Source organism: Arthrobacter sp. FW306-04-A (assembly GCF_044358315.1).
Classification (GTDB): domain Bacteria; phylum Actinomycetota; class Actinomycetes; order Actinomycetales; family Micrococcaceae; genus Arthrobacter.
In genome coordinates this window covers 3,403,680-3,416,755 of sequence record NZ_CP084559.1, presented here as the reverse complement: position 1 = coordinate 3,416,755, position 13,076 = coordinate 3,403,680, and the positions used below count along the sequence as shown (strand labels likewise).

The window sequence follows — 13,076 nt, the reverse complement described above, 5'->3', positions numbered from 1 at the left end:
GTAGCGTGCGTTCATGCTTTCCTACACAGCCGGGGACACTGACGTCCCGCTGCTTGAAGAGACAATCGGCGCCAACTTTGAGCGCATAGCGGCGCAGTTCCCGTTGCGGGACGCGCTCATAGAAGCAGCTCCCGTGCCCGGCGGGGAGGCCCGGCGCTGGAGTTACGAAAAACTGAACGACGACGTCGACCGGCTCGCACGTGCGCTGCTCGCGACGGGCGTCGCCAAGGGTGACAGAGTGGGTATCTGGAGCCCGAACTGCGCCGAGTGGACCATCCTGCAATACGCCACCGCGAAGGTGGGGGCGATCCTGGTCAACGTCAACCCTGCGTACCGCAGCCACGAACTCGAATTCGTGGTCCGCCAGAACGGCATGCGGATGCTGGTGGCCGCACCATCGGACAAGAACAGCGACTATGTGGCCATGGCCCGCGAAGCTTTAGGCAGTTGCCTCGAGCTCCGGGAGCTCGTTTTCCTTCCCGATTTCGGACTCGACATGCTCGACGCCGGTGTGCCGCAAAGCGCAGCGGAGCTGACTTTCGCCGAGCTGCTAAGGCGGGCGGACGACGTCGCTCCCTCAACGCTCAAGGCGCGCATGGCGGGACTCGACCCGCACGATCCCATCAATCTGCAGTACACCTCCGGCACCACCGGGTTCCCCAAGGGCGCCACCCTTACGCACCACAACATCCTCAACAACGGCAACCAGATCGGCAGGCTGCTGGGTTACACGGAACGCGACCGCGTGGTCCTGCCGGTGCCGTTCTACCACTGCTTCGGAATGGTGATCGGGAACCTGAACACCCTCAGCTTCGGCGCCGCCACCATCATTCCCGGCCGGGGATTCACACCAGCCGCCGCCCTGGAAGCCGTACAGGACTTTGGCGGGACCTCACTGTACGGCGTACCCACCATGTTCATTGCCGAGTTGGCTTTGCCCGATTTCGCGTCCTATGACCTCTCCACGCTGCGCACCGGCGTCATGGCAGGCTCCCTGTGCCCCATCGAGGTGATGGAGCGCGTCATTGAGGAGATGAACATGCGGGATGTGGCCATTTGCTACGGCATGACCGAGACCTCGCCTGTGTCCACCATGACCCTTGCGGCCGACACGCTGGAGCAGCGGACCACCACGGTGGGGCGCACCATGCCGCGACTGGAGTCCAAGATTGTTGATCCTGGCACCGGCGAAACGTTGGAACGCGGTGAGATCGGCGAACTGTGCACTCGGGGCTACGCCGTGATGGCCGGGTACTGGGATCAGCCGGGGAAGACCGCCGAGGCAATCGACGACGACGGCTGGATGCACACCGGTGACCTCGCCCGGATGGACCCTGACGGTTTTATCGCGATCGAGGGCCGCATGAAGGACATGGTCATCCGCGGGGGCGAGAACGTCTATCCACGCGAAATCGAGGAGTTCCTGTACCGGCATCCCGCCATCCAGGACGTCCAGGTGATCGGGGTGCCCGATGCAAAGTACGGCGAGGAACTGATGGCCTGCATCATCCTCAAGCCGGGGGCAGCTTTGGACCTGGCCGGAGTGCAGGAGTTCTGCCGCGGCAAGCTGGCCCACTACAAGATCCCGCGCTACGTGGACATCCGGGACAGTTTCCCCATGACAGTGTCCGGCAAGGTACGCAAGATCGACATGCGGGAAGAAGCGATCGCCCGCCTGGGGCTCTGAGCCAACGCGGGGTCACTTACGTCCCATGCCTGGCAGCAACATGGGCCGTAAGTGACCCCGCGTTGCCCTGTTTGGAAGTCTGCCTGTGGATAACTCCATGCCGGCGTCCGTTTGCGGACAAACTGGATCGCATGGTCCGCATCATTCCGCTGCCGGAGGAACTCAGTAACCGTCCTTTCACAGTCTATGAATCCCGTGTACTTGGCGTCGCTCCGAAGCGGCTCCGGGCCAGGGACGTGTCCGACGGCGGCCGGCTGATCTACTTGCCTGCGGGTCTTGAGTTTGCGCTTGCCGAACGGGCGCGGGTCCTTGCAGCGGCAACACCGGGTGCCTGGGTGTCCCATGAGAGTGCCGCGGTACTGACTCGGCTCGGCCTTCCTCCCTGGCTGGGCGGCGGTGAGACGGTCCACCTCAGCAAGCCCCATGAGCTTCCGCGGGTCCGAAGGTCAGGAGTGAAGGGACACCGAGTGCGCATCCTCCCTGGCGAAGTCACGGAAATAGACGGAATCCCGGTGTCGTCCCCGTCCCGGACTTGGCTTGATCTGGCGCATCAGTTGCCGCTGCGGTACGTGATTGCCATGGGCGACCAGTTGATCCGCATGCCCCGGCCGGGGTTTGAAGGAAGGACGGAGCCCTACGCGAACAAGGAAGGGCTGCGCCTTCTTATCCGGCAGCATCCGAATATGAAAGGCGTGGAGAAAGCCCGGCTTGCCCTTGAAGACATGCGGGTCGGAGCAGACTCGTTTCCGGAGACATTCCTGCGGCTGGCCGTGTTGGACGCAGGGCTGCCTGAACCGGAATTGCAGCTCCGCCTCGATCCGGACGATCCGTGGTCGCCGTCCGCGGACCTGGGGTACCGGCGGTTCCGGATGGCCGTGCAGTATGACGGAGCCCCGCATCTCACGCGGGAACAGCAGACAAGGGACAACCGGAGGGACGAGGCTTTCACCGGCGCCGGCTGGTCCTACTTCAAGGCCAACGCCGATGACCTGGCCGAAGGGTTCAGGGGCCTCATTGTCCGGGTCAAGCGGTCTAAGCCAACGCGGGGTCACTTCCGGCCCATGCCGGGCAGCAACATGGGCCGTGAGTGACCCCGCGTTGCTAGTGCCCACGGTGGTCCTGGATGGTCATGCGGGGCCCGAACGTCGGCTTGCGGAAGCCGCTGAGCCCGAGCATCCGGACTACCCGCTGCCGGTGCCCGCGCCAAGGTTCCAGGAGGGCGATCATGCCGGCGTCGTCGGTTTTCCTGCCGGTCAGCGCGTAGCCGACGTATGAGGCCAAGTGGTAGTCGCCCACCGCGATCGAGTCCGGGCACCCATGGGTCCGCTGGACAACCTCGGCAGCGGTCCAGACTCCGATGCCCGGAATGGTCTGCATCTTTGTTCCGGCTTCCGCTGCGCTGAGCGAGGCGAGCCGTTCAAGCGCGACGGCGGAGCGCAGGGCCCGCATGACGGTTGCCGAACGCTGGGGACCTACGCCGGCCTTGTGCCATTCCCATGAAGGAACGGCCAGCCATTGGGCAGCGGACGGCGGGACGAGCAGGCCCGACGGCGCGAGGCGGCCGGCGCTCGGGGCTGCGGTGCCGTACCGGTACATCAGGTAGCGGTAACCCCGTCGGGCTTCGATGGTGGTGACCTTTTGCTCAAGGATCGTGGGCACGAGCGAGTCCACCACCCGCCCAGTGGAGGGCAGCCGGACGGCGAGGTTCCGGCGTCGGGCTTCCCTGACCATTCGCGGAAGGGTGGCGTGGAACGCGGCCTCGTCAAAGCCGGACCAGTCGTCCCCGCTTCCCAGCAACGCAGGCACGGAATCGATCGCAGAAGCTGCGCCGGATCCCCAAGCCTGGGCACCCACATACGTGTCCGGGCCATTTCCGGCTGAGGTGAGGCGCAGGGTAGCCGGACCGTCCGGCGTCGTGAACGCCATCCACACGCCGTCCTGCCGTGCTGCGAAGGACGGATCGCCGTTGCCCCGCATGAGGATCCCAAGGGTCTGGAGGAGGTCTAACGGACCGCCCGGGTGCCATCGCACAGACGCGTCGGCCGCGGCCGCTGCGGCGGGTGGGGCATCGACGATGGTCATTTATTCATGGTCGCACGCGCGCCTGACAACAGCGGACATGTCCCAAACAAGCAATCCATGAAGCCCTTACGCCGCGAAACCCGGACGACTAGACTCCACGTGTGGCGCGGGGCGTCCGCGTCTTCGCAATGCAATCCAGGAGAACGATATGGCCGGAATCGTGCACTTTGAGATCCCCGCGGATGACCAGGAGCGGGCCAGGAACTTCTACAAATCGGCGTTTGATTGGCAGATCAATCCGATGCCGGAGATGGACTATAACATCGTCATCACCACGCCGAGCGACGAGAAGACGAGCATGCCTTCGCAGCCCGGAGCCATCAACGGCGGGATGATGGCAAGGGCCGGCGAACTCACCACCCCTGTGATCACGGTGGACGTGGAGAGCATCGACACTGCCTTGGCGGAGATCGAACGATTGGGCGGCTCGGTGGTCAAGCCGAAGGATGCCATTCCGGGAATGGGTTTCTACGCCTATTTCAAGGACACCGAGGGCAATGTCCTGGGCCTGTGGGAAAACCTCCCGGCCGGGGAGAGCACCCCAGAGTGAGCTAGGGGGGTCTGCCGGTCCGGGATTGTCCAGGGCCGGCTGACCCGTCCCTCCGCCCAGTCCCGCCCCGCCCCCTCAGTCTTGTTCCGCCCCGAAGCGCCCGCGGGCCTCCACTGGAATCAAGGGCTTCCCGGCGCGGACCTTGAGTTCTTGTACTGCCCAAGTGTTGCCGTCGGGGTCGGCGAACCCGAAGAACGTGCCGCCGTCGCGCTCGTCAAAGACGGTGATTTCGCTGGCCTCGACCCCGCGGCTGAGCAATTCTTCCCGCGCAGCGCACGCGTCCGCGACCACGAGCTGCAGTCCCCGCATCGAACCGGGTGCCATCTCATTCTGGGCGGGGAGGCTGCCGACCACGATCGAGCATCCTGAGCCCGGGGGAGTCAATTGCGCCACGTGCATGTGCTCGTTGGTGGTGTTGTGATCAAGGTCGAACCCCACCTTGTCGCGGTAGAACTCGATGGCGCGGTCAATGTCACTCACAGGGAGCACAACCACTTCGAGGGTCCAATCCATGGTGCATGTCCTTTCCTTGGAGGGTGTCACGGCTAGCTTGCCCCGAGAGGCCTTCCCTTGGCTAGGCATCGACCCGGCCCGGCCGGATCCTCTGCTGCGCAGAGGCAGTCCCGACCAAGCGGTAACTTGGTACCTATGAAGTACGCCCAGTCCGTCCTGGACCTCATTGGCAATACACCGCTCATCAAGCTCAATCACGTGACCGGGGACATCAAGGCCACCATTCTGGTGAAGCTCGAATATGTGAACCCCGGCGGCTCCATCAAGGACCGCATCGCGGTGAAGATGATCGAGGAGGCGGAGCGGGACGGAAAGCTCAAGCCGGGCGGAACAATCGTGGAACCCACCTCGGGCAACACCGGCGTCGGACTTGCCTTGGTAGCCCAACAAAAGGGATACAAGTGCATCTTCGTTGTCCCGGACAAGGTTGGCGAGGACAAACGCGCCGTGCTCCAGGCCTATGGCGCAGAAGTTGTGGTCACCCCGACCTCCGTGGCCCCGGACAGTCCCCAAAGCTACTACAGCGTCTCCGACCGGCTCGTGTCCGAGATCCCCGGAGCCTACAAGCCGGACCAGTTCTCCAACCCTGCCGCCCCGGGCAGCCACTACGAGACCACCGGACCCGAGATCTGGAGTGATACCGACGGCAAGATCACGCACGTAGTGATCGGCGCCGGTACTGGCGGAACCATCACCGGAACAGGCCGGTACCTCAAGGACGTGTCCGCTAGCCGGCCGGAGTCCGACGGCGGCCGGGTCAAGGTCATCGGCGCCGACCCCGCAGGCTCGGTCTACTCGGGGGGTACCGGGAGGCCCTATTTCGTAGAGGGCGTCGGCGAAGACATGTGGCCGGTCAACTACGACAAGACCGTGCCGGACGACGTCATTGCCGTGAGCGACGCGGACTCCTTCGAGATGACCCGCCGCCTGGCCCGCGAGGAGGGCCTCCTTGTGGGAGGCTCATCCGGCATGGCAGTGGTTGCCGCGTTGCAGGTGGCCAAAGACCTTGGCGAGGAAGCAGTCGTCGTCGTGATCCTGCCAGACTCCGGCCGCGGCTACCTGGCGAAGATTTTCAACGACAAGTGGATGCGCTCCTACGGCTTCCTCTCCGGCGGCGAGGAAGCCTCGGTGGGCGAGGTTCTGAAGTCCAAAACCGGCGAGATGCCGGACCTCGTCCACATCCACCCCAACGAGACCGTCCGCGACGTCATCAACATCATGAACGAATTCGGGGTCTCGCACATCCCGGTCCTTTCGCAGGAGCCGCCGGTGGTCATGGGCGAGGTCCTCGGCGCGGTCGACGAGCGCACGTTGACCACCAAGCTGTTCCGCGGCGAGGCGAAATTGACCGACAAGATCTCCGAGCACATGGGGGAGCGCTTGCCGGTGATCGGCTCACTGGAAACCATCTCCGCCGCACGGGAACTGCTGTCCGACGTCGACACTGTCATGGTGACGTTCGTCGGAGCCCCCGTGGGCATCCTCACCCGCCACGACCTTCTCGCCTACCTGAGCAACTGACACTAGGAGTTCACATGTCTGCAAACGAAGCAGGATTCAACACGCGTGCCGTCCACGCCGGCCAGGACTTCGAACCGCGCACCGGCGCCGTGGTTCCGCCGTTGCATTTCAGTTCGACGTATGCCCAGGACGGCATAGGCGGTTTGCGCGACGGCTACGAGTATGGCCGCGGCACCAACCCCACCCGTGATGCGCTGCAGGAGCAACTGGCCGCACTGGAAGGCGGCACCCACGCATACAGCTTCAGCTCGGGCCTTGCCGCAGAAGACTCCCTCATCCGTGCCATTGCCCGGCCCGGGGACCACATCGTCCTCGGCAACGACGCCTACGGTGGAACCTACCGGCTCATCAACCGCGTACTCGGTGAGTGGGGCATCGGCAACACACCAGTGGACATGTCCAACCTCGACGCTGTTGCCGCGGCCGTCGCGGCGAACAAAACCCGCATCGTCTGGGTGGAAACCCCGTCCAACCCGATGATGAAGATCACCGATATCGAAGCGCTCGCCAAAGTAGCGCACGACGCCGGTGCCCTCCTGGTGGTCGACAACACCTTTGCGTCGCCGTACCTGCAGACCCCGCTCGCCCTGGGTGCCGACGTCGTGGTCCACTCGACCACCAAGTACATCGGCGGACACTCGGACGTGGTGGGCGGCGCGATCGTGGTCAAGGACGCTGGCCTGGCCGAGAAGATCGGCTTTGTGCAGTTCGCCGTCGGCGCGGTGTCCGGCCCCATGGACGCGTTCCTGACCACCCGAGGACTCAAAACCCTCGGCGTGCGCATGGACCGCCACAGTGAGAACGCCCAGGCCGTGGCCGAGTGGTTGCTTGAACGTCCCGAAGTTGAAGCCGTGCTTTACCCGGGCCTGCCCTCCCACCCGGGCCACGAGCTCGCGGCGAAGCAGATGAAGAAGTTCGGCGGAATGATTTCGGTGCAGTTCAAGGGCGGCGAAGCTGCGGCCCGCAAGGTGGCGGAGTCCACCCAGGTGTTCACGCTGGCTGAGTCCCTGGGCGGCATCGAATCGCTCATGAACTATCCCTCCGAGATGACGCATGCTTCGGTCAAGGGCACGGAGTTGGCCGTTCCGGTCAACCTGATCCGGCTTTCCTGCGGCATCGAGGACGTCGAAGACCTCATCGCGGACCTTGAGCGGGCTATCGGCAACATCACGGACTGAAGGCCCCTCAATATCTGACCTGCTTTGAATATTGGATCGGCCGGGGCACGCCACCACGGTCGTGTGTCCCGGCCTTTCTGCGTTCAAACATGGTCAGGAATGGCGCACAACCCTAGCTTTCTTTAGAAAAGCCAGCTACTCTCTAGCCATGCCTTTACGATCCGATTGGTCCGAGCGGACGTGCAGCCTGGCCCGTGGCCTTGACATCCTCGGCGACCCTTGGGGAAGCCTGGTGCTGCGGGAGGTCTTCTTCGGCAACGGACGCTTCGACGCCATCAAGACGCGGCTCGGAGTGGCCGATAACGTCTTGAGCAAGCGCCTGGGTTGGCTGCTTGAGGCCGGCCTCCTTGCCCAGCGGCCCTACACGGACGGTGCTCGCGTGCGTCAAGAGTACGTCCTCACCATCAAGGGCGAAGATGCCTTGCCGGTCTTGAACGCCATCATCATCTGGTCCGAGAAACACCTCGACGCCCCCGCGGACAACGCCCACATGCGGGTCATCCACAACGGGTGCGGGCTGCCGACCGCGTCGGCAGATACCTGCTCCCATTGCGGGTCCCGGCTGACCGCCGCCAACACCAGCTGGCATAGCCTCACGCGGTCTGAACACCCGTTGGCTTTGGCCACTGCCCCAATACTGGCAACCGCCCCAATACTGGCCACAGCCCCGACACTTGCCGCAGTCGCCCTCCCGAACGAATCGGAGCCCTCCGCATGACCGCACCCAATCTCACCGAGCTATCCGCTGGCAAGCCCCCGCGGAAGCGGCGACTTCACCCCGCGTGGATGGTGGCGGCCGTCGCGTTCCTGGCACTTGTGGGCGCAGCTGGATTCCGGGCCGCACCCGGCGTGCTGATGGTACCGCTGCAGCAGGAGTTCGGCTGGTCCACCACGGTCCTGTCCCTCGCCGTCAGCATCAACCTGGTGTTGTTCGGGCTCACGGCACCGTTTGCCGCTGCGCTCATGGAACGCTTCGGCATCCGTGCTGTCACCTCGATCGCCCTCTGCCTGATTGGCCTCGGCTCCGCGCTGACTGTGTTCGTGAACCAGTCCTGGCAGATCCTGCTGACCTGGGGCGTGCTGATTGGCCTCGGCACCGGATCCATGGCGTTGGTCTTCGCCGCCAGTATCGCCAACACGTGGTTCTCGAAGAGCCGCGGACTGGTGATCGGCATCCTGACGGCGGGCAGCGCAGCAGGCCAGTTGGTCTTCCTGCCGTTCATCGCTGTCCTCGCCCAAAACCCGGGCTGGCGCGGCGCCTCGCTGCTCATCGCTGCCGGAGCGCTCGCCGTGGTGCCGCTCGTGCTGCGCTGGCTCAAAAACTCACCCGCCGACGTCGGGGTTCAACCCTATGGCGCCGAAGAAGAGCAGCCGACGACGGCGGAAGCCGCCGAGGTTGCGGACGTCACCGAAGCTGAAGGTACAGCGATTGCCAGCGCCAAGGCGCCCAACGCAGCCGTTCGGGCACTGCAGGTGCTCAAGCGGGCCAGCAAAGTGCGCACTTTCTGGGCCCTTGTTGCCGGTTTCGCCATCTGCGGTGCCACCACCAACGGACTGATCGGCACCCACTTCATTCCCTCGGCTCACGACCACGGAATGCCGGAAACCACCGCGGCGGGCTTGCTGGCCGTCGTCGGGATCTTCGACATCGTGGGCACCATCGCTTCGGGTTGGTTGACGGACCGCTTCAACCCCAAGGTGCTCCTGGCGGTGTATTACCAGTTCCGCGGCATCGGCCTCTTGGTGTTGCCTGTGCTGTTGGGCTCCACGGTGGAACCCAGCATGATCCTGTTCGTGGTGGTTTACGGCCTCGACTGGGTGGCCACGGTGCCCCCGACAGCGGCCATCTGCCGCAAGGTGTTCGGGGCCGACGGCTCGGTGGTGTTCGGCTGGGTCTTCGCCGCGCACCAGCTCGGGGCAGCGGTGGCCGCACTCCTCGCGGGCTACATCCGCGACGCCACGGGCCACTACACCTACGCCTGGATCGGCGCCGCCGCGATGTGCACCGTGGCGGCCGTCATCAGCGCCACGATCCGCAAGGACGCCGGGAAGAAGGAACCCGTCCCGGTTGCAGCCTAGGGCACTGGCGATTCCTAGCGGAACGCCGGGATCCCCGTGATGTGCTGGCCCAGGATCAAGGTGTGTACTTCGTCTGTTCCTTCGTAGGTGCGCACCGATTCCAGGTTGTTGGCATGGCGCAATGGCGGGTAGTCCAGCGTGATTCCATTGCCACCCAGGATGGTGCGGGCTTCGCGCGCGATTTTGATGGCTTCACGAACATTGTTGAGCTTGCCCATGGAGATCTGTTCCGGCCGAAGTTTGCCCGCATCCTTGAGGCGTCCCAGATGCAGCGCCAGCATAGTGCCCTTCTGGATCTCCAAGAGCATGTTGACGAGTTTTTCCTGCGTCAACTGGTACCCGGCCAAGGGCTTGCCGAATTGCATGCGGCTTCCGGCATATTCGAGCGCTGCCTCGTAAGAGTCGCGGGCCGCGCCCATGGCGCCCCAAGCGATGCCGTAGCGGGCCTCGTTGAGGCAAGTGAACGGTCCCCGGAGCCCTTGGGCACCAGGGAGGAGCGCCTCCGGACCCAGCCGGACGCCGTCGAACACCACATCGCATTGGATGGAGGAGCGCATGGAGAGCTTCGCTTCGATGGGAGTCACGGCGACCCCCGGCGTGCCTGCCGGAACCAGGAAACCCCGGATCCCGTCGTCCGTGTTCGCCCACACCACCATGACGTCGGCGATCGATGCCATCCCGATCCAGCGCTTGGAACCGTCCAGCACCCAGGCCGCGTCGTCGCCCGTGCCGTCGCGGCGCGCAAGGCTAGCCATCGACGAGGGGTCCGAACCCGCCGTCGGCTCCGTCAACGCGAAGCAGCCGATCAGTTCGCCGGCAGCCATGCGGGGGAGCCATTGTTCCTTCTGCTCTTCGCTGCCCCATTTATGGATGGCGGTCATGGCGAGCGAACCTTGGACGGACACGAAAGTGCGAATGCCGGAATCGCCAGCCTCGAGTTCCATCGCGGCAAGGCCGTATTCGACGGCGGTCCGGCCAGGGCAGCCGTAGCCCTCCAGGTGCATTCCAAGGACACCGAGTTCACCAAGTTCCGCGGGTAGCTCCCGTGGGAAGACGGCGTCCTCGTACCACCGCGCGATGTTTGGCCTGATGCGCTGGTCCGTAAAGTCGCGCACTCTCTCGCGAAGCTCCAATTCCTCGCTGCTCAAGAGCGATTCGAGGGCCAGGACATCGGAGGTATTCGTCGTTGAATGGCTCATGCCAGCATCTTAGGCCGGACATGCTCCCCGGAGTCCGCTGTGACCGCCGACGCCGGCGCGGCCGGCGGCCACCCCGTGCCAGAATTGAGCCATGGCGGCGGCGGAAGTGAACGGAACAGGACTGCCGCTACCGGCAGTCGAGGGGATCGGGCGACGCCGCATACTGGCCGGCCTTGTCCTGGCCCTGCTGCTTCCTGTCGCCATCGAAGTCCTGGTATCCCTGCTGGACTACCGGAACTTCGCCATGATCATGCTCTTTCAACTGGCTGTCGCAGCTGCCGTCGCCGCTATCGGGGGATTGTGGCCGGCCGTGGTGTCCGCCGTCCTCGGCAGCATGCTCTTGAACTATTTTTCGGCCGAACCGGTGGGCTCCTTATCCATCGCGGATCCCGCCACGCTTTTCACTCTGGTCATCTTCCTTGCTGTGGCGTGCGGCGTGGCGCTCGCCGTCGGTTTGGCCACCCGACGGGCCCAGGAAGCCGCGCATTCCGGCGCCGAGGCAAGAGCCCTCAGCGAATTGGCTCTTCGTATACTGAGCTCGGACGGCAGCCTCGAGTCTTTCCTGGACAAGATCCGCGTCAACCTCGGCATGGAGGCGGTGACGCTGCTCTCCACCGCCGGCTCATTGGAAGGTACCGGACAAAACTGGCGGGTTCTCGCAAGCTCCGGGGTCGAGCCGCCGGTGACGCATGCGGCCGCTGACCATGCCGCCGTCGTCGATCCCAATTACACGCTGCTCCTCCGGGGCGGTCCCCTTTCCGAACAGCACCGCCGCATGCTCGCCGCGTTCGGCGCTTTCGTGGTGGCCGTGCGGGATCGCCAGCAACTGGTCAGGAGCAGGCAGGACAACGTGCGCCTGGCGGAAGGCAACAAGATGCGCACCTCCATCCTGCGCGCAGTCTCCCACGATCTCCGGACTCCGCTGGCCGGAATCAAGCTTGCCGTCAGCAGCCTGCGCCAGGAAGACGTGACATTTGCTCCCGAGGACGAGCGTGAACTGTTGGCCACCATCGAGGACTATGCCGACCGCCTCGATCACTTGGTGGACAACCTGCTGGACATGTCCCGCATCACCGCCGATGCCGTGAACCCGCTGCTGCGCGGCCTGGGCTGGCACCAGATCCTGCCGGAGGCTTTGCGCGGCGTGCCAGCGGAGCGCATCCGCAATGAGCTTGCGGCCAACCTTCCGTATGTAGAAGCCGACGCCGGGATGCTGGAACGCGTCGTGGCGAACCTTGTGGAGAACGCAGTGAAGTACGCGCCGGAATCCGATGTTGTGCTGGTGGCGCGCGCGGGCGCGGGCATCGCCGTGGATGGACGGCCGGCCAGTGAACTGCGGGTGATGGATCATGGCCGGGGCATCGCGCCCGCGGCCGTGCTGGAGCTGTTCCAGCCTTTCCAACGGCTCGATGATTCCCCCTCCAGCCGGGACGGGCGCACCGGAATCGGGCTGGGGCTTGCGGTCGCCAAAGGGTTCACGGAAGCGATGGGCGGTACGCTCATGGCGGAGGCGACGCCGGGAGGCGGACTGACCATGGTGGTCACGCTCCCGTTGTGGACGGGAGGTCGGCCATGAACCTGGTGCTGATTGTGGAAGATGAGGTCCAGATCGCCCGGGCCATGCAGATCAATCTCCATGCACACGGCTACCGTGCCATCAGCGTCGGCAACGGAAGGGACGCGCTCAAAGCCGCCGCGCAGCAGCCCGTGGACATTGTGGTGCTGGATCTTGGCCTTCCGGATATGGATGGCGTGGATGTCATCAGGGGCATTCGGGGCTGGAGCACCATGCCCATCATTGTGTTGTCCGCCCGGCACGGTTCGGAAGACAAAGTGGAAGCCCTCGACGCCGGCGCCGACGACTACGTCACCAAGCCTTTCGGCCTGGATGAACTCCTGGCGAGGCTCCGTGCCGCCTCGCGCCGGGCAGCTCCGCGGCATGAGGTGCCGACGCTCCAGACCGCGGACTTCTTGGTTGACCTGGCCGGAAAGAAGATCACCAAGGACGGCGCCGAAGTGCGGCTTACGCCCACGGAATGGAACATCCTGGAATTGCTGGTGCGCAACGCCGGCCGCCTGGTCAGCCAGCAGCAGATCCTCACCCAGGTCTGGGGACAGGCCTATGCCAAGGAAACCCAATACCTGCGGGTCTACATTGCCCAGCTCCGGCGCAAACTCGAGCGCGACCCCGCTCAACCCCGCCACCTGCACACCGAGGCCGGCATGGGTTATCGCTTCGATCCGTAGCTGCGTACGTAGACTGTATC

At 64.6% G+C, this 13,076-nt stretch carries 12 protein-coding genes; 9 read left to right on the top strand and 3 right to left on the bottom strand.

Annotated elements, in window-relative coordinates:
- Positions 1-13 precede the first annotated feature (13 nt).
- Positions 14-1,687 carry an AMP-binding protein gene (locus LFT43_RS15875; protein WP_395798338.1) on the top strand — a complete coding sequence of 558 codons (1,674 nt, stop codon included), beginning with the start codon at positions 14-16 and terminating at the stop codon, positions 1,685-1,687.
- A gap of 131 nt (positions 1,688-1,818) precedes the next feature.
- Positions 1,819-2,778, top strand: coding sequence for a hypothetical protein (locus LFT43_RS15870; RefSeq protein ID WP_395798336.1), 960 nt, complete (start codon positions 1,819-1,821; stop codon positions 2,776-2,778).
- Between the two features lie 10 nt (positions 2,779-2,788).
- Here the strand turns inward: LFT43_RS15870 and LFT43_RS15865 are convergent, their stop codons facing one another.
- A complete protein-coding gene (locus LFT43_RS15865) occupies positions 2,789-3,769 on the bottom strand; it encodes a DNA-3-methyladenine glycosylase family protein (RefSeq protein ID WP_395798334.1) in 981 nt (326 codons plus the stop codon).
- A gap of 148 nt (positions 3,770-3,917) precedes the next feature.
- Between LFT43_RS15865 and LFT43_RS15860 the strand changes: the two genes are divergently transcribed.
- Complete coding sequence (locus tag LFT43_RS15860; RefSeq protein WP_395798332.1) at positions 3,918-4,319, top strand: VOC family protein; 402 nt, start codon at positions 3,918-3,920, stop codon at positions 4,317-4,319.
- Between the two features lie 75 nt (positions 4,320-4,394).
- Here the strand turns inward: LFT43_RS15860 and LFT43_RS15855 are convergent, their stop codons facing one another.
- Entirely contained in the window at positions 4,395-4,832 is a 438-nt protein-coding gene (locus tag LFT43_RS15855; protein ID WP_395798330.1) for a VOC family protein, read from the bottom strand.
- 135 nt (positions 4,833-4,967) lie between these two features.
- Here LFT43_RS15855 and LFT43_RS15850 point away from each other — a divergent pair, with 135 nt between their 5' ends.
- The 4 genes from LFT43_RS15850 (at position 4,968) to LFT43_RS15835 (ending at position 9,610) form a co-directional block, all read left to right on the top strand.
- Entirely contained in the window at positions 4,968-6,353 is a 1,386-nt protein-coding gene (locus LFT43_RS15850) for a cystathionine beta-synthase (RefSeq protein WP_395798328.1), read from the top strand.
- A 14-nt stretch (positions 6,354-6,367) separates the two neighbouring features.
- A complete protein-coding gene (locus LFT43_RS15845) occupies positions 6,368-7,531 on the top strand; it encodes a cystathionine gamma-synthase (protein ID WP_395798326.1) in 1,164 nt (387 codons plus the stop codon).
- A 148-nt stretch (positions 7,532-7,679) separates the two neighbouring features.
- Positions 7,680-8,249, top strand: a complete 570-nt coding sequence (locus LFT43_RS15840; RefSeq protein WP_395798324.1) for a winged helix-turn-helix transcriptional regulator — start codon at positions 7,680-7,682, stop codon at positions 8,247-8,249.
- On the top strand, positions 8,246-9,610 hold the full coding sequence (locus LFT43_RS15835; RefSeq protein WP_395798322.1) for an MFS transporter: 1,365 nt from the start codon (positions 8,246-8,248) through the stop codon (positions 9,608-9,610). The genes LFT43_RS15840 and LFT43_RS15835 overlap by 4 nt, the downstream gene beginning before the upstream one ends.
- Before the next feature lie 14 nt (positions 9,611-9,624).
- Here the strand turns inward: LFT43_RS15835 and LFT43_RS15830 are convergent, their stop codons facing one another.
- Positions 9,625-10,809, bottom strand: a complete 1,185-nt coding sequence (locus LFT43_RS15830; RefSeq protein WP_395798321.1) for an acyl-CoA dehydrogenase family protein — start codon at positions 10,807-10,809, stop codon at positions 9,625-9,627.
- A 91-nt stretch (positions 10,810-10,900) separates the two neighbouring features.
- On the opposite strand from LFT43_RS15830, the gene LFT43_RS15825 reads away from it, so the two are divergent.
- Together LFT43_RS15825 and LFT43_RS15820 are read left to right on the top strand one after the other, a co-directional pair.
- Entirely contained in the window at positions 10,901-12,385 is a 1,485-nt protein-coding gene (locus LFT43_RS15825; protein ID WP_395798319.1) for an ATP-binding protein, read from the top strand.
- Positions 12,382-13,056, top strand: a complete 675-nt coding sequence (locus LFT43_RS15820; RefSeq protein ID WP_395798316.1) for a response regulator — start codon at positions 12,382-12,384, stop codon at positions 13,054-13,056. Before LFT43_RS15825 ends, LFT43_RS15820 begins: the two co-directional genes overlap by 4 nt.
- Positions 13,057-13,076: the final 20 nt, after the last annotated feature.